This window comes from Defluviicoccus vanus (assembly GCF_014672695.1).
Classification (GTDB): domain Bacteria; phylum Pseudomonadota; class Alphaproteobacteria; order Rhodospirillales; family Defluviicoccaceae; genus Defluviicoccus; species Defluviicoccus vanus.
This window is the reverse complement of record NZ_CP053923.1, coordinates 2,996,502-3,015,564: the sequence shown is the minus strand read 5'-3', so window position 1 is coordinate 3,015,564 and position 19,063 is coordinate 2,996,502. Positions and strand designations below refer to the sequence as shown.

Here is a 19,063-nt window from a genome sequence, read left to right as displayed (position 1 = left end):
TCGCTGGCGACTATCCCACACGAAGCGCCGGGCGTATAGCTTCCGCCGCGCCCCGCGGCCCACAAGGGAGAACCCGAACGCGATGATTCCCCGCTACAGCCGTCCCGCCATGGTCGCCCTCTGGGAGCCTGAGGCCCGCTTTCGTATCTGGCTCGAAATCGAAGCGCACGCCTGCGACGCCCAGGCGGCGCTCGGCGTCATCCCGGCCGAGGCGGCGAAGGCCGTCTGGGCGCTCGGCGCCTTCGAGGTCGACCGTATCGACGAGATTGAGCGGGAGACCAAGCATGACGTCATCGCCTTCCTGACCAACGTCGCCGAGCACGTGGGTCCCGAAGCCCGCTTCCTCCACCAGGGGATGACCTCGTCGGACGTGCTCGATACCTGTCTCGCGGTCCAACTCACCCGTGCCGCCGACATGCTGCTCGCCGACGTGGATGCACTGCTGGCCGCGCTCAAGCGCCGCGCCTTCGAGCACAAGGACACGCCCTGCATTGGCCGCAGCCACGGCATCCATGCCGAGCCGCTGACCTTCGGCCTCAAGCTCGCCAGCTTCTACGCCGAGTGGGCGCGTAACCGCGAGCGGCTGGCGCGCGCCCGTACCGAGGTGGCCACTTGCGCCATCTCCGGCGCCGTCGGCACCTTCGCCAACATCGATCCGCGGGTCGAGGCGCACGTGGCGGCGAAGCTGGGGCTGGCCATCGAGCCGGTGTCGACGCAGGTGATCCCGCGCGATCGCCACGCCATGTTCTTCGCCACTCTCGGCGTCCTCGCCAGCTCGATCGAGCGGATCGCCACTGAGATCCGCCATCTGCAGCGCACCGAGGTGCGCGAGGCGGAGGAATACTTCTCGCCGGGGCAGAAAGGCTCCTCGGCGATGCCGCACAAGCGCAACCCGGTGCTGACCGAAAACCTCACCGGCCTCGCCCGCATGGTCCGCGCCGCGGTGGTGCCGGCGATGGAGAATGTCGCCCTGTGGCACGAGCGCGACATCTCGCATTCGTCGGTGGAGCGGTTCATCGGCCCCGATGCGACGATCACCCTCGATTTCGCCCTCGCCCGCCTCGCCGGTGTGGTCAATCAGCTGGTGGTCTATCCCGAGGCCATGGCCGCCAACCTTGATCGGCTCAAGGGTCTCATCCACTCGCAGCAGGTGCTGCTGGAGCTGACCCAGCGCGGCATGAGCCGGGAGGACGCCTACCGCACCGTCCAGCGCTGCGCCATGCCGGTGTGGGAGAGAGGCGCCGATTTCCGCGCCCTGCTCGCCGCCGATGCCGAGGTCGCACGCTATCTCGATGCGCCGGCGCTGGCGGCGCTGTTCGATCCGGCCCTGCACAGCCGCCACGTGGACACCATCTTCGCCCGGGTATTCGGCACGGCGGATAGCGACGGTTCGTCCGCAACGCCGGCTTGACCGTCCTGGCGCAAACGGGGAGCATGGATGCTGGCAGCTGCGGCAAAGTCGCAGCTCCGAGAGACCGGCCACCGGTGCAGGCGCTGAAAACAGCAAGGGGACGAAGGCAATGCGGACCAGCGGCGTGGGATTGGCAGTTGCGGCGTTTCTCATCGGCATGGCGGCAACCAGTGCATGGGCGAAACCACACGTCACTGTCGTTGCCACTGGCGGCACCATCGCCGGGGCGCAGACCACGGCGCAGGGCGGCAGTTACACGTCGGGGGTGTTCAGCATCGAAACCCTGCTCGCCGGCGTGCCGCAGCTGAAGGAGATCGCCGACATCTCCGGCGAACAGCTGGTGAAGATCGGCAGCCAGGACATGAGCGATGCGGTCTGGCTGAAACTGGCCAAGCGGGTCAACGAGTTGCTGGCGTCGAAGGACGTCGACGCCGTCGTCATCACCCACGGCACCGACACCATGGAGGAGACCGCCTACTTCCTCGATCTCGTCGTCAATAGCGACAAGCCGGTGGTCCTCGTCGGCTCGATGCGGCCGTCGACAGCGGTCAGCGCCGATGGACCGGGCAACCTTTACGACGCGGTTACCGTCGCCGCCGATGCCAAGGCGAAGGGCCGGNGGGTGCTGGTGGTCCTCAACGACCAGGTGTTTGCCGCACGCGACGTCTACAAGACCAACACCACCCAGGTGGACACCTTCAAGGCGCCAGATCGTGGGCCGCTCGGCAGCGTCGAAGAGGGAAGCGTGGTCCTGTTTGCCGCGCCGAGCAGCGTGCATCCGCGACAAGCCCCGTTTTCACTCGACGGCGTCGACGCGCTGCCGAAGGTAGACATCGTTTATGCCTACGCCAACATGGGTCGCGAACTCATCGATGCCGCGGTCAAGGCCGGAGCGAAGGGGATCGTCGTCGCCGGTGTCGGCAACGGCAACATGACGGCGGAGGCACTGCAGGCGCTGTCGGACGCGCGCAAACAGGGCGTGGTTGTCGTTCGCAGCACCCGGCTGCCCAGCGGCCTCGTCACCCGCAACGCCGAAGTCAACGACGACGAACTAGGCTTCGTCGCCTCGGAGGAGTTGAAGCCGGCGAAGGCACGCGTGCTGCTCAAGCTGGCGCTGATGAAGACCAGCGACCCGCTGCAGATCCAGGACATGTTCCACACCGACTGAGCAGGTGGTCTTGAGCACCCGACACGGCCGTCTCGACCTCGGTATTCTTGCCGCCATCCTGCTGTTCGCCGCCACCCTCCTCGGCTTCGCCCTCATCAGCGACGTGGTGGTCGAAGGTGAAACGCATGCCTTCGATCGCGCCGTGCTGCTGCAGCTGCGCACAGCCGGCGACCCGGACAACCCGATTGGACCCAAATGGGTCGAAGTCGCCGCAGGCGACATCACCAGCCTCGGCGGCATCACCGTTCTCAGCCTCGTTGCGCTCGCCGTCGCCGGCTACCTCCTCATCGATCGCCGCTACGCTTCCACGCTGCTTGTCTTCGTGTCGGTCGGCGGCGGTATGCTGCTGAACATGGGGCTCAAGGCGGGGTTCGATCGGCCACGCCCCGACATCGTCGTGCATGCGGTGGAGGTGCATACGCTGAGTTTCCCCAGCGCCCATGCCATGCTCTCCGCCGTCACCTACCTCACCTTGGGGACGCTGCTGGCGCAGACGCGGCTGCACCGCCGCCAGTCGGTCTATGTGCTGGCCATCGCCGTGCTGCTGACACTCCTCATCGGCGTCTCGCGGGTCTATCTCGGCGTCCACTGGCCGACCGACGTGCTCGCCGGCTGGTGCGTTGGCGCCGCCTGGGCGATGGGCTGCTGGCTGGTGATCGGCTGGCAACAGCGATCAGCCGGGACCGCTCGCCCGGGCGAAACGCTCCCTCGCTCGGCCGACCTCGACGCAAGGGTGAAAGACGACTAGCATTTTGCTACCCTGCCGCAACCGACCGGAGCATCCCCGCATGCGTGTGTTGCTGCCTGCCGCCCGTCTCGCCATCCTCCTCCTCAGCCTGCTTTGGCTGGTGCGCGTGCCGATGGCAGCGGCGGCAACCTGGGATTTTGCCACACCCTATCCGGAAACGGACATCCGCAGTCGCAGCGCCCAGGCGTTCGCCGCCGCGGTCGGCAGCGCCAGCGACGGCAGGCTGACTTTGGTGCTGTTTGCCAACGGCAGTCTGGTAGCGGCGCCGCAGATCCCGGCAGCGTTGCGCGACAATGCGGTGCCGATCGCCCTGCTCGAGCTTACACAGCTTGCCGACGAAGCCCCCGCCCTCGCCGTCTCGTCGCTGCCGCTGCTGGCGGCCAGCTATGACGACTCGCTGCGGCTGTGGAACGCGGCACGGCCGGTGGTGCAGCGGCTGCTCGCCGCGCGTGGCCTGATGGTGCTCTATGCCCTGCCGGCGACGCCGGCTGCCCTGTTCAGCAAGGGTGCGGTCAATACCTTGGCCGACCTGCAGCGGCTGCCGCTCGCCACCACCGACAGCTGGCTGGCAGCGCTGATCGATGCCAGCGGCGGCCGCTCGGTGGCCACGGAGCCCGGCAACCTCGCCGCGGCGATCGGCGGCGGTCAGGCGAAAGGGATGCTGGTGGCGCCCGACGTTGCCATCGGCGCCAACGCCTGGACCCTGGTGAACAACGCCTATGACGTCAAAGCGTCCTTCCCGCTGAGCATCGTCGCCGTCAACCAGAGCGCCTTCTACGCTCTCGACGAGGACTCGCAGCGCGCACTGCTGAATGCTGCCGTCGATGCGCAGAACGACGCCTGGAGTAGCAGCGTCGATGCGCGCAATGCCCAGGTGGATGGACTCGAAGCGCATCGGCTGATCGTCCAGCCCTCGCCACTGCCGCTGCAGGAGGGACTGCGGCAGGCGGCGCGCACGGTGATCGACAGCTGGCGGGCAACCGCCGGCGCCGATGGCGCGGCCATACTCGCCGCCTTCGGCTGGCCCGCCAACTGACCACGGCGTCAGGCACCGGCAACCGTCAACTGGCGTCCGCCGGCAGCCGTCAGCCGCGACCCTCTGCCGCCCGCTGCTGCTCGACCACCAGGACCTTGGCGCCGCGCACGCCGCCTTGCCGCAGTTCCTGCAGCGCCCGGTTGGCCTCCTCGAGGGGATAGAGCTCCACCTCTGGGCGGAGCGGGATCGCCGCCGCCAGCGGCAGAAAGGTGGCCAGATCACGGCTGGTGACGTTGGCCACCGACTTGATTTCCTTCTCCATCCACAGGTGGTCGTGATAGCTGAGGCCAGCGAGGCAGCCCTTGTCGCGATCCTCCTTGCGGATGGCGTTGATCACCAGCCGGCCGCCCGGGCGAAGGTTAGCCAGTGCTTCCACCACCGGCTTCCACGCCGGCGTCGTATCGATGATCGCCGCCAGCGGCTGCGGCGCCCGCTCCTCTGTCGCCCCCGCCCAGTCGGCGCCGAGCTGGCGGGCGAAATCGCGTGCGCCCTCGTCGCGGGCGAAGACGAAGATCGGACTGCGCGGATAGAGATAACGGGCCATCTGCAGCACCAGGTGCGCCGAGCCACCGAAGCCGGTCAGGCCGAGCGGGTCGCCGTCACGGAGTGCCGCCAGCATCAGCGAGCGATAGCCGACACCGCCGGCGCAGAGCAGCGGCGCCGCCTCGGCATCGCCGAAGGCGTCGGGGATCGGGTAGGCGTAGGCGGCGGGGACGGTCATGTACTCGGCGTAGCCGCCGTCGACGTCGCGGCCGGTGGCGGTGAAGGCGGGGTCGATGTTTTCCTGCGTGCTCCCCGAGGAATGATGGATCCAGCCGACACCCACCCGCGTGCCCGGAGCCAGCGTCGTCACCCCGGCCCCCAGGGCGTCGACGCGGCCGACCACCTCATGCCCGAGAACCACCGGCAGACGCGGCGGCGCCGTCCGTCCCTCGATCTCGTCCAGCTCGGTATGACAGACACCGCAGGCCGCCACCTTTACCCGGACNCTCCCCGGCCCCGGCTCCGGCCTGGGCCACTCGACCAGCCGCAGCGGCGCCGCCTCGTCCGCCAGCGAGACGATCCGCTCAAGAACCATCGCTTTCATCGCCGCCTCCTCGACCGACCCGTCTCATCACCTCGGCTGGCAACCTGACAAGTGCTGTCCGCGCTTCTGCCCATGCTGCCCGTTTTTTGACGGGTCCGCATGTCTCGTTTGCACCAAGGACGCGAACGCCCTTCCTCGCCCAACCCGCGGGCAAGGTGTGAGCGGCGTTCACTTCGGCCCGACATGCGGCGGCGTTGCCTATTGGCGGGCGAATACCCCGGGCAAGGACGGCGGCCGCCGCATCGCCGTCAACCTCCGGTTGGCCGAACCGGGCCAGGTCGGCAGCAACATTATCGATCACTTCGACGGACCTAACCCGAAAAATGCACGTTGGCTGGCGGGTGTAGCGTAAGCCGTTGAACGGATTTAGGATATTGTTACTGAAGCCTGATCCTGCCGTTTCCGGAGGCCGCACCCGCCATGGTTGATCCGACGATACCGCTCCCCGGCCTGTCACCCGTCTCCGGCAAGACGGTGGTGGCCCGGTTTGATGGTGGCGAGCTTTCCTCGGCTGCCGGGGTGCTGGCGCTGCGCGAGATCGAGGCCCGCCTTGGCGTGGCGACGCGACTGGCCGCCTGCCTGGATGATCCACGGGCGCCGGGGCAGACCATCCATGGACTGGCCGAGATCATCCGGTTCCGGCTGCTGATGATCGCCGCCGGATACGAGGACGGCAACGATGCCACCGGCTTGCGGCTCGATCCGGTGTTCAAGATGGCGCTGGATCAGGCGCCGTCGGGCCGCGCGCTGTGTTCGCAATCGACCATCTCGCGGCTGGAGAACCTGCCGGGCAAGCGGGCGCTGCTGCGCATCGGCCGGGCCATGGTCGATCTCTATTGCGCCTCGTTCCGGCAGGTGCCGAAGCGGATCACGCTCGACATCGACGACACCTTCGACGCCGTCCACGGCGGCCAGCAGCTTCGGCTGTTCAACGCCCATTATGACGAATACGGGTTCCAGCCCATCGTGGTGTTCGACGGCGAAGGCCGCTTCGTCACCGCCGTGCTGCGCCCTGCCAAGCGGCCCAAGGGCGTGGAAATCCGCACCTTTCTGCGCCGCCTGCTCCGCGCCATCCGCGCCAACTGGCCCCAGACCTCCGTCCTGCTGCGAGCCGACAGCCATTACTGCGCGCCGGAGGTCCTGGACTGGTGCCGGGGCGAAGGCGTCGATTACATCTTCGGCGTGGCGCCGACCCCGACGCTCCGCGCCCATATCCTTGCCCTGGAAGCCCGCACCCAGAAGCGGTTCGACGATACCCCGGACGGCGGCAAGCTCCGCCGCTTCAAGGAATTCCTCGACGGCGCCGCAAGCTGGAGCCGGGTCGAGCGCATCGTCGCCTGCGTCGAGAGGGCAGGACCAGACGGCACCGACACCCGCTTCATCGTCACCAACCTGACCGGCGGCGATGGCCGCTCCCTGTACCAGGGCATCTACTGCCAGCGGAGACAGGCCGAGAACCACATCAAGTCCTGGAAGACCCACCTGGCCGCCGACCGCACCTCTTGCCACGCGGCCACCGCCAACCAGTTCCGCCTGTTCCTCCATGCCGGGGCGTATTGGCTGCTGTGGAGCCTGCGCGGGCTGATGCCAAAGCACTCGGTCTGGCGTGTCGCCCAGTTCGACACTCTCCGACTGCGGCTGATCAAGATGGCGGCGCGGGTGATCGAGATGAAGACCATGATCAAGGTCCACTTGCCCACCGCCACCCCGTGCCAGGACATCCTGCGCCTCGCCCTCGGCCGGATCCCACGCTTGGTCACCTGACCGATGGGGCGATGTGCCCCCAAACGCCACCCACATCGTGAACCCACCAGCCCCACCCCACATACCGTCCCCATCTCCGGCTGGCGGCGGGACGCCACGCCCAAACGCAACCTAACGGAGAGTGGTTGCCCGGGTGTCAAGTGCGAGCATCAGCGCGGTGCATAATGGCGGTTAGCAGATCTCGAGGATCTTCCCGGCGACGGTTGATCGAAGCCTGCATCCCTCGGCACTGCTTTCGAAGGCGGCGACGACAATTTGTCACGTTATGCTCGCATCTCAAACCGCGAGATCAACCACCCCGCGCAAGTACTTTTCGCCCCACCGGGGCCATCATCGCGTCGCCCCTCCTGCCACGCAGAGCTGTTGACAACGAAAGCGGCGCGTTCAAGAATACACCAAATCTCATAAGGGGTACCTATTGGTATATGGGATGAGGGGGTTAATCTGCTTATGTATCTACTCATTAAATAGCGCCACAAGCGCTATTTAATGAAGGCATTACTATTGTATGTACAAAGCTGCGGCAGGTTATGCCTACAGCTTTGGCATCAATATTCCCTCATGTCATGAGGTTTACTTACCCATGGGCGCTCCACAATGGGAGTTTGCGCGCAATATATCGCACAGCAGCCGCGGGAAGCACATACCATGTCGATTAAAGCCGTTGTCATCAGCGTTTTTACTGCAGTTCCTGTCTTCTTCCTGACCAATCACGCCCAAGCAATCGATTATCGTGTTGATATTGGTGCAGGTTGGGCCATCGGCGAAACGGATGTCGATCAATCCATCGATGGTTACCAGACCGACGGCAACGTCGGAACCGGTTCAGGCCCCGTTGCCAGCCTTTCCGGATGGATTGATGGGCTGGGCTATGAAAACCTGACGTTGGGCCTACAGTATCTGTTTTTCCACAACTCGACAGAAGTAAAAATTAAAAGTCCTGAAGGCGACAAATCCCGCGTCGATGCTGATTTGGATGTAAGTAACTTCATGTTTAATGCCGCTTACCGCAAGAACAACGGCGATATTCACCCCTACGGCGGGGTTGGGGTTGGCGTCAGCATCATCGGCCTTGAAGCCAGCGGCCGCAATGCGATTACATTTCCAGCGTTTGATGACACTCAATTCACTATGACGGAAGTTGGCCCAGCGGGTCAGGTCTATCTCGGCTGCGATATAGACATCGACGATCACTGGTACGCGGGTGCCAGTAGCCGATTCTTTATCGCCGGGGCGAAATTCTTTGGGGTCGATGCGACCACTCAACAACTAATGCTGACGGCAAACGCCGGATACAAATTCTGACCGACAAGGGGGCAGGCTGATAGGAGGTAGCGTCCGCCGACAGGACGCCGCGAAAACTGCACACCTTTGCTGCTTGGCCATGATTCCTCGCTGGATCGGCGATCGGGGAGTGAGTGGTAAGAAATAAGTCCGGTTTTTTGATACCGAGGAGCAGCTGCTGGCGGTGGTCGATTTCGAGGTATTCCGGGCGTACCGACGCGGCGCGGCGCGCCGCCGACTCAGCCGACGCCTACGCGCCCCGTCACCCTAACCTAGGCGATCCGCCAGAACCGTGCAGTGCGACCAAAGTCACCAACGCCGTTACAAAATACGGCGATTCGAGGTGTCCAACCAGCAATGCCGGCGGCGGGCCTCTATACCGCCACCGCCTCTGGCGGCGGTCCCGTAGAAGCCAATCCCCGCAACGTCGCCGGAGCAGTCTCAAAGCCGGCGTCGTTCACCCGCGTGGCGGTGGTGGAATGCCAACGGGCCAATGCCGGCGACCCGCTGTTCAATCTCGACACCCGGTCCGCCGTGGCCGACTGGCGCAGGCCGAACGGGATGTAGCCACCGCCCACGCCCAGCTACGCGAGGCCGAAACGCCTCTCGCTGACCTGGAAAATCACGATCAAACTTGTCAAGGGTCTGGAGCGCGGGTCGGCGGCATTGTTTCGCAATATTTGACAATGTGTTTCGCTGTAGACGGCTTAATCACGAATTGAGAATTATTACATCTCCAGCAGCGTAACCACATCACTGTGCGCCGCCCTCCCAGCCGGGACCGGTGGCACCCGCAAAGGAGAAAAACGCGTGATCACCGTTCGTCGCAGCGACGATCGTGGCCATGCCGAGCATGGGTGGCTTTCGAGTCGACATACCTTTTCCTTCGCCGACTACTACGATGAGCGTTTCCTCGGCTTCCGTGATCTGCTGGTCATCAACGAGGACTGGATCAAAGGTGGCAGCGGCTTTCCCACCCATGGACACCGCGACATGGAGATCATCACCTATGTGCTGGAGGGCGGGATTGCCCACCGCGACAGCCTCGGCAACGGTGAGGTGCTGCGGCCGGGCGAGGTGCAGCGGATGACCGCCGGCACCGGCATCCGACACAGCGAGTTCAATCACTCGTCCACAGACCCGCTGCACCTGCTGCAGATCTGGATCACCCCGGCANCTCGCGGGCTTGCTCCCGGCTATGAGCAGCGGGCGATTCCGCAAGGTGCGATGCAGGACCGCCTGTTCCTGGTGGCGTCGCCAGCCGGTGACGGTCTCGTGCACCTGCATCAGGACGCCCGCCTGTTCGCCACCCGGCTGAGCGAGGGCAAGGCGGTGGAACACCCGCTCGCAGCCGGGCGGCATGCCTGGCTGCAGGTGGCGCGCGGCACCATCGAAGTAGGCGGCGAGACGCTGCAGGCCGGCGACGGCGCAGCGATCAGCGAGACCGAGACGGTCCGCCTCCTTGCGCGCACGCCGGCGGAGGCGCTGCTGTTCGACTTGCGCTAGGTTCTGGTGCGCGGCGGCGGCCTGATACCGCCGCTCAGTGGCGGACGCGGCAGTGGGTGGCGCCGTTGGCCCATTCGAACAGCGCCTGATCACCCTTGTTCCAGAAGGTGGTCACTCCGTCACTGTAGCGGGCACCGGAAGCGCTGAGTGCCTGCGGCAATTCGATCGTTCGCCGACCGGCGACGATCACGACCCGCACCGGATCGGCGGTGTAGAACGTCACCACCAGATCGCGTCCATCCTCGCAGAGGAAGGTGGAGCGGATCATCGGCGGCAGGGGTGGCGGGTTGGAAGAGACCGGCCTTCCTCGTCGGCCCAGCAGCCGCCATCGACTGACACGAGGAGCATAAGCAGCGGCAGCGTGCCGCAGAGACTGCAACGCTTGCTTGAGGACAATATTCGTTCCCCCTGTCTGCATCGCGCCCTTTGCGATGATATCGTCGGGCGTTTGCTGGCGACTAACCGCCTACAGATGTTTGGTTGTATCGTATCGTTGGCGAACAGGTTGTGCGATACCCAATCGAGAAATCTGTACACGCTGATTGCTGCAGCGACGCGGCCACAACCATCCTGGTGAGGAGGAAGCGGATTTCAATCGTCGCCCCGACGCAGTTTGCATTGATCAGCCGAGGGCGCAACTCGCCGGGTCGTGGGCGATGAGGCCTCTGTGCCGGACGCGTGTTGGTCGTGCCGGCGCCGTGATGTTGCCGCTGCGTTCGCTGCCAGTACGGCTGGTGGCGATGATTTTGACCCTCGGTGTCACGGCAACGGCCGCCTCCGCCAGACCGTCCGGCAGCATCAGCGCCGTCGCCAGTGCCCCCTTGCCGCCGCAGATCAGCATCGCCGTCGCTGCCAAGGAGGCCAACGAGCGGAATGGCGTGCTGCAGCCGGCGATCGAAGCCATGCTGAGCCGTCGCGGCTACCGCGTCGATGCGCAGGCTTCCTGGCAGCTGCAGTTCGCCACCACGGTCGAGATCCTGCCGCGCGATCGATCGATGGTCCACCTGCGCGGGCGAATCGGCAGCGACAGCAAGGCCGATCTCGGACTCGAAGTGCCGCTGCCACAGTGGCCGGGGTCCGCGCCGCCTGGGTCGGCGGCGGCGTCGGTCTATCGCTACACTGTCTGGATGACACTCGGCGCGACCGGCCGCCCGGCCATCTGGCAAGGGGCGGCAAGCACCGTCCTTGCCAAAGACGAATCGCTCGCAACGGATCAGGCACTTGCCGACGCACTGCTGGCGGTCCTGGGCAAGAGTGTCGCCAGTCAGCCCTTAGAACTGCCGGAACCGCCGCCACCGTGATCGTAGTAGTGCGGGAGCCTTCGCTCCCGCTCGCCTGCCATCAAGGATTCAGCTGGCGGCCACGTGCTGTGAGAGGGCGGCACGCAGTTTCTCTTCCTGCTCATTGGTCAGCGATGTCTGCAACACCTTGCCGGAAAACTTCTCGAACTCCGGTAGCACCTTATCCAGGGTCACCTTCTTGAACAGGACAAATAGTGCAGAGGAGTCGGCGCAGACCACCTCGCCCATCTTCTTGATGAAGTTGTCGTCGATGCCGTAGTCGGACAAGGCACCGGACAACGCACCGGCACCGGCACCGGCGGCAGCGCCGGCAAGCAGCCCGGCCAACGGGTTCATGAACAGAACGCCCACCAGAACACCCCACAGGGCACCCCAGGTGCCGCCGCTCATCGCCCCCAGGCCGACCAGATTGACCGACTGTTTCAGCTTCAGCTTGCCCTCGTCATCACGGGTGACGATGACGGCATCCTCAAGATCGACCAAATATTCCCGTTGCATCGATCGGAGATCGTTGAGCACTCGATCGGCGGTATCCCGGCCGCTGAATGCGATGACGACGAGATCGCTCACCAGTCTCTCCTCCATGTTAAACCAGAAGACTTACGTATTCCCTCAACGCCTATTTGGACGCAACTTGCCCGGATGCCGCGGTGATTGCTGCGGCATTCTGACGCGTCGCCTATAGCATGCTGCTTACCCCAACGTCATGCTAATGTGTCGCATCACAACCAGTTGATAATTGAGCCGCTGGATCGGGACTGCGTATAACAGCGTTTCTGGATAGGTCGGGATTGCATGCAAGAGCAGCAGGACAGCGTTGGCGCAGCAGCCATGGCGGGCAAGGCTTGCCTGGTCAGCGGCGGGACCGGCGGCATCGGCTTCGTCACCGCCCGCGAGTTGGCGCGCCAGGGGGCGTCGGTGACCATTGTCGGCCGTGACCAGACGCGCGGCGAGAGCGCGGTCGCCGCTATCCGCGCCAAGGTGCCGGGAAGCCAGGTGCGCTATCTCCGCGCCGATCTCTCGGACCAGAGCCAAGTGCACGCCTTGGCGGAGCGGGTTCTCGCCGATACGCCGCGGCTGGACGTCCTGGTCAACAACGCCGGAGGCCTCTTCGGTAAGCGCCGACTGAGCGCCGACGGCCTGGAGATGACCTTCGCCCTCAATCACCTGAGCTATTTCTTGCTGACGCATCTGCTGCTGCCGGCACTGCAGGCCGCCGCACCGGCACGCATCGTCAACGTCGCATCCGCCGCACACAAGAAGGTGACGATTAACTTCGACGACCTGCAAGGCGAGGAACGCTACGATCGCTGGCTGGCCTACAAGCGCTCCAAGCTCTGCAACATCATGTTTACCTACCAGATGGCCGAGCGGCTTGCCGGCGAGGATGTCACCATCAACGCGCTGCATCCGGGCTTCGTCGCCACCGACATTGGCACCCGTAACAGTTTCGTGCCGGGGATTTTGTGGCGGATCGGCACTCTGCGGGNNCGATTTCCGGAGGAAGGCGCGAAAACCAGCATCTATCTCGCCTCGTCGCCGGAGGTGGCCGGCATCTCCGGGCTTTACTATTCCCGCTGCCGACCGAAGCGCTCCTCCGAGGCGTCCTATGACCGGATCGCCTCACAGCGGCTGTGGGACGTGAGCGTGAACCTGTGCCGGCTCGATGCCGGCCGCCCGCGCGCCTAGGCGCGCCTGGTTTCGCCTGCGCGCTATTATCCAGGGGCTGAACGACGGTGCGCCATGCCAGCGTCAGCCGTACAGGCGAGACGTTGGCGTACGGGTGCATTTGGCGCGCCCGGAGGGACTCGAACCCCCGACCCACTGCTTAGAAGGCAGTTGCTCTATCCGCCTGAGCTACGGGCGCGTTGGCACCCACCCACGGCCGCCGCGGCGATGGCCGGATTCGCCTGGCAACCGGTTAGGGGCGAAATTTNNATCGGCGTAACTCTTCGGTCGAGCCACCACCGGCTGCGGCTCGAACACATCATAAACCAGACCGTTGCGCTCGGCGAAGGCAACGGCTTCGTCGCGGGTGTCGAAACGCAGCCGCAACTGGCTGCGCGTATCCTCCGAGCCGACCCAGCCCATCAGCGGGTCGATCGGCCGGCGCCCGTCGGGCTCAAAAACCAGCAGCCATTGATGGGTGTTGCGACGCCCTGATTGCATCGCCGTCTTGCTTGGTTGGTAAATCCGGACGTCGTTCACCGGTTCCTCGTCTTGCTTGCGGCCTCGTTGGCGAGCCGTCGCCCGCGGCACGGCGGGTACACCATAACGCCAATCGCCGCGACTGCAAAGCCGGCGATCGCCAAGCCTGGCGCTTCCTTTGGCTGCTTCCTTTGGCTGCTTCCTTTGGCCGCTTCCTTTGGCCGCGGCCATGGTCGCTGCCCACCCCCAAGCATAACTCTCGCGTCTTGCGATCAAGGGCGGGAGCGAGCAGGCTGGGTTCCAGCCGCGTCGACTGGGCGTCGACGCGGCAACAGAATAACAGCCGACCGCAGCGGTACGCCTGGACGACGCGCATGCAGCACCTGATCACCTTATGGCCCGTTCTGCTGACGGTGATGCAGGTCACGCTCGCCGTCGCCACCTCGGTGCACGTGGTCCTGCACAAGCGCGACGTGCGAGCGGCGATCGGCTGGATCGGCCTCGCCTGGCTGGTCCCCTTCGGCGGCTCCGTGCTCTACCTGCTGTTCGGGATCAACCGGATTCGCCGCCGCGCCAGCAGCCTGCGCAATCGCCGCAGCGATTGCGGCGTCCCCTTGGCGCAGCGGGCGACCGCACTCACCCACGGCAAGCCGCCACTCGCCGGCCGGGATCACCTCTGCGCCATCGGCGAACTGATCGACCACGTCACCGGCGTGCCGCTCACCGCCGGCAACCGGGTCGAGCCGCTGCTCACGGGGCGCGACGCCTATCGGGCGATGCTGCACGCCATCGACACCGCGACCACATCCGTCTCGCTGCTGACCTATATCTTCGACAACGACCGCCTCGGCCGGCTGTTCGTGCGCGCCCTGCAACGCGCCGCCGGCCGCGGAGTGCGGGTGCGGGTGCTGGTGGACGGCGTCGGCGCGCGGTATGGCCGCCCCTCCATCATCAGCCTCTTTGACCAGCGGATGATCGGCGCCGCCGAGTTCCTGCCGACGCGGTTTCCCTTTGCCCTGCCCTACGCGCACCTGCGCAATCATCGCAAGATCATGATCGTCGACGACAGCATCGGCTTCGTCGGCGGGATGAATATCCGCGCCGGCCATCTGGCAACCCACTCAACCCAGTCGATCGCAGACACACATTTTCGCCTGCAGGGGCCTGTGGTCCGCCAGTTGACCGACACCTTCGCTGATGACTGGCTGTTTGCCACCGGCGAGCGGCCGGACGCGGCCGCTGAGCCGCCGGCTGCCGGCTGCCGCCCGCCCCGCGGCGAAGTGTTCGCCCGCGGCATCGCCGCCGGTCCGGATGAGGCGCTGGAGCGGATACGCTGGGCGATGCTGGGAGCGTTGGCCGTCGCCCGCCGGCACGTTCGTATCATCACTCCTTATTTCCTGCCGGATGCGACGATGATGACGGCGCTGATGCTGGCGGCGATGCGCGGCATTCGCGTCGATATCGTCCTGCCGGAGCGCGGCAACCTGCGTCTGGTGCAATGGGCATCGCGGGCGAAGCTGGCACCGCTGGTGGCACGCGGCTGCCGGCTGTGGTTGACGCCGCCGCCCTTCGACCACAGCAAGCTGATGACCGTCGACGGCGTCTGGGCGCTGCTCGGCTCCGCCAACTGGGACCCGCGCAGCCTGCGCCTGAACTTCGAATTCAGCGTCGAATGCTACAGTGCGTCGCTCGCAGCCGAACTCAACCGCCAGATCGACGCCCGCCTGGCCCGCGCCACCGCCTACCGCCTGGAGGACGACCGCCGCCGCTCACTGCCCACCCGTCTCCGCGACGGTGCAGCTTGGCTGCTGTCGCCATATCTTTAGAAGGCCGATGTTGGATACCGGGCAACCGTCCGGTGAAGGCCGTCTTCCGGCTCGGGTAAGAGTGTGGCTTGTCTTTGCACCGGTGCTGACACTGGTGTTTGCACCGATGCGAGAGGCGGTGCGTGGTATGGCGCAGGTTCATGTTCTCACTCACCCCGAGCGGCGGCGGCGGTTCAGCATCGGGCAGAAGCGGGCGATCGTCGCTGCAGCGTTCGCGCCGGGGGCGATGGTTTCGGACGTGGCGCGGCGGGCGGATGTTTGTCCCAGCCTGATCTATCGATGGCGGCGGGAGATCGGGTCCGGACGGGTTTGTCGAGGTTGTGGTGGCGCCCCTCGCCGCTGCCCGGAGNCGATCATTCTCGCGATGATGGCAGCGATGAACGGGGCGGCCTGCCGGGAACAGGACGGCCAGTGGCACGTCATCGATGCCGAACCGCACCCGCCCGCCGCAGGGTAGGTCCGCCCGGTAGTTATCCTAGGCATGGCGAGCCTTCAACTGGGAAGCGACGGTGCCCACCTCGTCCGCATTTCGAGTACGTCTGGCGCAGGCATCCTGGATTTCAACCAGGGTACGCTGGCTGCCGCTTGCCAACCGCAGGGTATAAGATAAATTGATTAGTTGGTTGATTAGACTGGTCGAACGAGAGCAAAGACCATGCGTGAAGTTCAGGCTTCCGACGCAAAGACGCATCTCCCGCAACTGCTCGACGACGTGGAGCGCGGTGAAACGATCGTCATTACCCGACATGGGCGAGCGATCGCGCGCCTAGTGCCGGAGGCCGATCGGCGGCAGGAGGAGATCGATGCCGCGATCGAAGCGATCAAGGCGCTGCGAACGCGCACCGGGAAGATCGCCGCCGACGACCTGCTCGCCACCCGCCACGAGGGCCACAAATACTGATGCCATTCGTCCTTGATGCATCGGTCACACTTAGTTGGGTATTCGACGACGAGGATCATCCGTTTGCCAGTCAGGCGATGGAGCGAATTCGCGCCGATGCGGCTTTCGTGCCGGCCATTTGGTGGTTCGAGGTTCGCAATAGCCTCATCGTCAGCGAACGGCGGGGAAGATTATCAGCGGCTGACTCGGCCGCCTTCCTCCGCGCGCTTTCCCGATTGCCGGTCAGCGTTGACCTGAATAGCCCCTAGATTTCTGGACGCCTTCTATCCTAATTTTGAGGACAGGAGACGACGATGGGGAAGCCCAATTTCAGTGATGAGTTCAAGCGTGATGCGGTGGCCCAGATCACCGAGCGTGGGTATCCGGTAGCTGAGGTTTCCGAGCGGCTCGGCGTCAGTCAGCATTCGCTGTATGCTTGGAAGCGGCGACTGGCGAAGGTGGTGTCCGGCGATGCCAGCAAGGATGCCGAGATCCGCCAGCTGAAGCGCGAACTGGCCCGAGTGACCGAGGAGCGCGACATCNTTAAAAAAGCCNACCGCGTATTTCGCCAGGGATGCAAAGTGAGATACGCATTTGTTGCCGAGCATCGTGACCAGTTCAGGGTTCGATCGATGTGTCGGTGCCTGCGCATCCAGCCCAGCGGTTTTTATGCTTGGCAAAAGAGCCCGCTGAGCCAACGGGCTCGGGAAGATGCTCGGCAGACAGAGCTGATCCGGCAAGCCTGGAATGACAGCGGCAAGGTCTATGGCTACCGCAAGCTGCACGATGACCTGCTGGATCACGGCGAGACATGTTGCCCGAACCGCGTTGCCCGGTTGACCAGGCTGGCAGGTATCAAGGCGCAAATCGGCTACAAGCGCAGGCCCGGCAGCTATGGTGGCAAGCCGTCTCTGGCCGTCGACAATACTCTGGATCGCCAGTTTGACGTGGCTGCGCCAGATCGGGCCTGGGTGACCGACATTACCTACATCCGCACCCTGGAGGGCTTTGCCTATCTGGCTGTCGTGACCGATCTCTATTCCCGCCGCGTGGTGGGTTGGTCGATCNAGAGCCGGCAGACTACCGATGTAGTGCTGCAGGCCCTGCACATGGCAGTATGGCGGCGCAAACCGAAGCAACGGGTGCTGATCCNNCACTCGGATCAGGGCTCGCAGTTCACCAGTATGGACTGGGCTGCGTTCATCAGAGCTCACAATCTCGAGCACTCGATGAGCCGGCGCGGCAACTGCCATGACAATGCCGTCGCCGAGAGCTTCTTCTCTTCGCTCAAGCGCGAACGCATCCGGCGCCGGACCTACAAAACACGCGAGGAAGCCCGGCAGGACGTGTTCGATTACATCGAGATGTTCTACAACCCGGTGCGCAAGCAGGTCAGAAACGGGATGCTGTCACCCGCCGAGTTCGAACGGCAGCAGTTTTTGAAAGCCGAAGGCGTCTAGAAAACTAGGGGCTATTCAGTAGAACTCAAACAAACCTGCCTCCGAAAAACCCGGCGCGGTTCAGACTCTGGTTTGTGATGACGTCGCCCGGACGCTGTGTCGAACGAGAAAGACGGTTCGCTGTCCATCCGAAAGCTGCGCGACCCCTCATCAATCCCCTCATTTAAGCTATGTTCGTCAGTTGGGCGGTGATTGGTTTGTTTTTTAGCATTTCGAGGAACCTTTCGATCAACGGCCGGAGGCGGGGTTCGGGCATGGCCGGGATGAGGTCGTAGAGCATGCAGCCCTGGCGGAACAGGGAATGGGTTCGGCGTTTGGCGGTGTTGACCTTGAGGTGGCGGTCCATGCCGAGCGCTTCGCCGGCCTCGCCGAGCAGGGTGAGGAACAGCACGGCGAAGGCGTTGAGCAGGAGCAGGCGGTCGCGGCGCTGCGGATCGCCGATGCGCACGGCGCCGAGCCCCATGCCGAAGCGCAGATCCTTGGTGTCGCGGAAGCTGGGCTCGATGGTCCAGCGTCTGGCGTAGAGGTTGACGATTTCGCGGGCCGATGCGTCTGCCTTGCTCGTCGCCAAACACCAGGGCTCCTTCATCGCCTTGGCGTGGACACAGACGACGGCGCCGACCGGTTGCGCGGCGGCAGTGACCGAGGCGCCGCGCAGATGGCGCGCCCGGCCGCCCTTGCCGACCCACACTCGGCCGCCGCCCGGCTTTCTCCGTCGGCGGCGTCGACGCGGATGTCGCCGCGGAACCGGATGACATAGGCGAAGCCCAATTTCGTCAGATAATCGAACAGTTTGCGGTCGCCGAAGCCGCGGTCGGCGAGGATCGTCGCCGTCGTCCCCGCCGGCAACACCCCGGCAAGGCGGCCGAGACACGCATCCTCGATGGCGTTGCGCTGGCCCGCCAGTTCCGCCTTCAGCATCGTCAGCCACAACAGCGGCGTCGCCCGGCCGTGCCCGGTCACCAGATTGAGCGCCAGCGTCGCCTGCCCGTCGGCGTCGAAATCGGTCCAGTCCATGGCGACGACGATTTCCTTGCGGCCGCCAACCGCCTCCGGAACCCATTGCCCGAACATCTCCCAGACGGAGACGCCGGCGTTGCTCAGCAGCCTGTCGACCTGTTTGACCGCATGCTTGGTCAGCAATCCCCGCGCCTGCGCCAACGCATGGCCGATCATCGAAACCGCCAGCGACGCACCGGTCATCACCCCCAGCGTGCCGTTGGCCAGCGACGCGATCCGTTTGGCGTGAACATGCCCCGCGAAAACCCCATCAAGAAACCGACGAACGTCGGTCAAACGAAACTCAGGACGCGCTACCCCGTTCACTTCCCCACCCCAACCCTCGAAACCTTCCTCTCACCCTGCATAACCGACCGCCGCCGCAAAGCTCATCCGTAGCAACCCATTGATCCGTATCAAAACTCAAAATGAGGGGATTCCTGAG

General features: G+C 64.8%; 20 protein-coding genes, 1 tRNA gene and 1 pseudogene. 16 read left to right on the top strand and 6 right to left on the bottom strand.

The window, feature by feature from the left end:
• The first annotated feature begins 82 nt into the window (after positions 1-82).
• From purB to dctP, 4 genes are all read left to right on the top strand, one after another.
• Complete coding sequence (gene purB / locus HQ394_RS13580) at positions 83-1,411, top strand: adenylosuccinate lyase (RefSeq protein WP_190260674.1); 1,329 nt, start codon at positions 83-85, stop codon at positions 1,409-1,411.
• Positions 1,293-2,579 (top strand): type II asparaginase, encoded by a 1,287-nt coding sequence (locus HQ394_RS13575; protein ID WP_456151438.1) that lies wholly within the window; start codon positions 1,293-1,295, stop codon positions 2,577-2,579. The genes purB and HQ394_RS13575 overlap by 119 nt, the downstream gene beginning before the upstream one ends.
• A 10-nt stretch (positions 2,580-2,589) precedes the next feature.
• Positions 2,590-3,327, top strand: a complete 738-nt coding sequence (locus tag HQ394_RS13570; RefSeq protein ID WP_223291580.1) for a phosphatase PAP2 family protein — start codon at positions 2,590-2,592, stop codon at positions 3,325-3,327.
• Positions 3,328-3,367: 40 nt separating this feature from the next.
• Positions 3,368-4,363: a TRAP transporter substrate-binding protein DctP gene (dctP, locus tag HQ394_RS13565; protein WP_190260672.1), complete on the top strand. Its 996-nt coding sequence runs from the start codon at positions 3,368-3,370 to the stop codon at positions 4,361-4,363.
• A gap of 49 nt (positions 4,364-4,412) precedes the next feature.
• Here dctP and HQ394_RS13560 read toward each other — a convergent pair whose 3' ends face one another.
• Entirely contained in the window at positions 4,413-5,441 is a 1,029-nt protein-coding gene (locus tag HQ394_RS13560) for an alcohol dehydrogenase catalytic domain-containing protein (protein ID WP_456151615.1), read from the bottom strand.
• 166 nt (positions 5,442-5,607) lie between these two features.
• Between HQ394_RS13560 and HQ394_RS13555 the strand changes: the two genes are divergently transcribed.
• The 5 genes from HQ394_RS13555 (at position 5,608) to HQ394_RS13535 (ending at position 10,004) form a co-directional block, all read left to right on the top strand.
• Entirely contained in the window at positions 5,608-5,802 is a 195-nt protein-coding gene (locus HQ394_RS13555; protein ID WP_190260670.1) for a hypothetical protein, read from the top strand.
• 68 nt (positions 5,803-5,870) lie between these two features.
• Positions 5,871-7,214: an IS1380 family transposase gene (locus HQ394_RS13550; RefSeq protein ID WP_190260669.1), complete on the top strand. Its 1,344-nt coding sequence runs from the start codon at positions 5,871-5,873 to the stop codon at positions 7,212-7,214.
• Between the two features lie 648 nt (positions 7,215-7,862).
• Positions 7,863-8,519: an outer membrane beta-barrel protein gene (locus HQ394_RS13545; RefSeq protein ID WP_190260668.1), complete on the top strand. Its 657-nt coding sequence runs from the start codon at positions 7,863-7,865 to the stop codon at positions 8,517-8,519.
• Between the two features lie 336 nt (positions 8,520-8,855).
• A complete protein-coding gene (locus tag HQ394_RS13540; RefSeq protein ID WP_190260667.1) occupies positions 8,856-9,065 on the top strand; it encodes a hypothetical protein in 210 nt (69 codons plus the stop codon).
• A 243-nt stretch (positions 9,066-9,308) separates the two neighbouring features.
• Positions 9,309-10,004 carry a pirin family protein gene (locus HQ394_RS13535; RefSeq protein ID WP_190260666.1) on the top strand — a complete coding sequence of 232 codons (696 nt, stop codon included), beginning with the start codon at positions 9,309-9,311 and terminating at the stop codon, positions 10,002-10,004.
• 34 nt (positions 10,005-10,038) lie between these two features.
• On the opposite strand, the gene HQ394_RS20050 is transcribed toward HQ394_RS13535, so the two are convergent.
• Positions 10,039-10,422, bottom strand: a complete 384-nt coding sequence (locus tag HQ394_RS20050; RefSeq protein WP_223291579.1) for an MliC family protein — start codon at positions 10,420-10,422, stop codon at positions 10,039-10,041.
• A 283-nt stretch (positions 10,423-10,705) separates the two neighbouring features.
• Here HQ394_RS20050 and HQ394_RS13525 point away from each other — a divergent pair, with 283 nt between their 5' ends.
• Entirely contained in the window at positions 10,706-11,305 is a 600-nt protein-coding gene (locus HQ394_RS13525) for a hypothetical protein (RefSeq protein WP_223291578.1), read from the top strand.
• Positions 11,306-11,353: 48 nt separating this feature from the next.
• Here HQ394_RS13525 and HQ394_RS13520 read toward each other — a convergent pair whose 3' ends face one another.
• Positions 11,354-11,875 carry a DUF1269 domain-containing protein gene (locus HQ394_RS13520; protein WP_190260664.1) on the bottom strand — a complete coding sequence of 174 codons (522 nt, stop codon included), beginning with the start codon at positions 11,873-11,875 and terminating at the stop codon, positions 11,354-11,356.
• 225 nt (positions 11,876-12,100) lie between these two features.
• Here HQ394_RS13520 and HQ394_RS13515 point away from each other — a divergent pair, with 225 nt between their 5' ends.
• On the top strand, positions 12,101-12,994 hold the full coding sequence (locus HQ394_RS13515; RefSeq protein ID WP_456151437.1) for an SDR family oxidoreductase: 894 nt from the start codon (positions 12,101-12,103) through the stop codon (positions 12,992-12,994).
• Between the two features lie 101 nt (positions 12,995-13,095).
• On the opposite strand, the gene HQ394_RS13510 is transcribed toward HQ394_RS13515, so the two are convergent.
• Positions 13,096-13,172, bottom strand: a tRNA-Arg gene (locus HQ394_RS13510).
• Positions 13,163-13,684, bottom strand: coding sequence for an ETC complex I subunit (locus tag HQ394_RS13505; protein ID WP_190260662.1), 522 nt, complete (start codon positions 13,682-13,684; stop codon positions 13,163-13,165). Before HQ394_RS13505 ends, HQ394_RS13510 begins: the two co-directional genes overlap by 10 nt.
• A 143-nt stretch (positions 13,685-13,827) precedes the next feature.
• Here HQ394_RS13505 and HQ394_RS13500 point away from each other — a divergent pair, with 143 nt between their 5' ends.
• From HQ394_RS13500 to HQ394_RS13480, 5 genes are all read left to right on the top strand, one after another.
• Entirely contained in the window at positions 13,828-15,279 is a 1,452-nt protein-coding gene (locus HQ394_RS13500) for a phospholipase D-like domain-containing protein (RefSeq protein WP_190260661.1), read from the top strand.
• A gap of 7 nt (positions 15,280-15,286) precedes the next feature.
• On the top strand, positions 15,287-15,736 hold the full coding sequence (locus HQ394_RS13495; protein WP_456151436.1) for a transposase: 450 nt from the start codon (positions 15,287-15,289) through the stop codon (positions 15,734-15,736).
• A gap of 198 nt (positions 15,737-15,934) precedes the next feature.
• A complete protein-coding gene (locus HQ394_RS13490) occupies positions 15,935-16,180 on the top strand; it encodes a type II toxin-antitoxin system Phd/YefM family antitoxin (RefSeq protein ID WP_190260659.1) in 246 nt (81 codons plus the stop codon).
• Positions 16,180-16,428, top strand: coding sequence for a type II toxin-antitoxin system VapC family toxin (locus HQ394_RS13485; RefSeq protein ID WP_190260658.1), 249 nt, complete (start codon positions 16,180-16,182; stop codon positions 16,426-16,428). Before HQ394_RS13490 ends, HQ394_RS13485 begins: the two co-directional genes overlap by 1 nt.
• Positions 16,429-16,473: 45 nt before the next feature.
• Positions 16,474-17,619: an IS3 family transposase gene (locus HQ394_RS13480; RefSeq protein ID WP_190260657.1), complete on the top strand. Its 1,146-nt coding sequence runs from the start codon at positions 16,474-16,476 to the stop codon at positions 17,617-17,619.
• 163 nt (positions 17,620-17,782) lie between these two features.
• Here the strand turns inward: HQ394_RS13480 and HQ394_RS13475 are convergent.
• Positions 17,783-18,915, bottom strand: a pseudogene (locus HQ394_RS13475) (IS4 family transposase).
• Between the last annotated feature and the right edge of the window lie 148 nt (positions 18,916-19,063).

Bases quoted from the DNA above. Each gene is read 5' to 3' on its own strand.
- purB (WP_190260674.1), top strand. From the start codon at position 83: ATGATTCCCCGCTACAGCCGTCCCGCCATGGTCGCCCTCTGGGAGCCT.
- dctP (WP_190260672.1), top strand. From the start codon at position 3,368: ATGCGTGTGTTGCTGCCTGCCGCCCGTCTCGCCATCCTCCTCCTCAGC.
- HQ394_RS13550 (WP_190260669.1), top strand. From the start codon at position 5,871: ATGGTTGATCCGACGATACCGCTCCCCGGCCTGTCACCCGTCTCCGGC.
- HQ394_RS13545 (WP_190260668.1), top strand. From the start codon at position 7,863: ATGTCGATTAAAGCCGTTGTCATCAGCGTTTTTACTGCAGTTCCTGTC.
- HQ394_RS13540 (WP_190260667.1), top strand. From the start codon at position 8,856: ATGCCGGCGGCGGGCCTCTATACCGCCACCGCCTCTGGCGGCGGTCCC.
- HQ394_RS20050 (WP_223291579.1), bottom strand. From the start codon at position 10,422: ATGCAGACAGGGGGAACGAATATTGTCCTCAAGCAAGCGTTGCAGTCT.
- HQ394_RS13525 (WP_223291578.1), top strand. From the start codon at position 10,706: ATGTTGCCGCTGCGTTCGCTGCCAGTACGGCTGGTGGCGATGATTTTG.
- HQ394_RS13500 (WP_190260661.1), top strand. From the start codon at position 13,828: ATGCAGCACCTGATCACCTTATGGCCCGTTCTGCTGACGGTGATGCAG.
- HQ394_RS13490 (WP_190260659.1), top strand. From the start codon at position 15,935: ATGCGTGAAGTTCAGGCTTCCGACGCAAAGACGCATCTCCCGCAACTG.
- HQ394_RS13485 (WP_190260658.1), top strand. From the start codon at position 16,180: ATGCCATTCGTCCTTGATGCATCGGTCACACTTAGTTGGGTATTCGAC.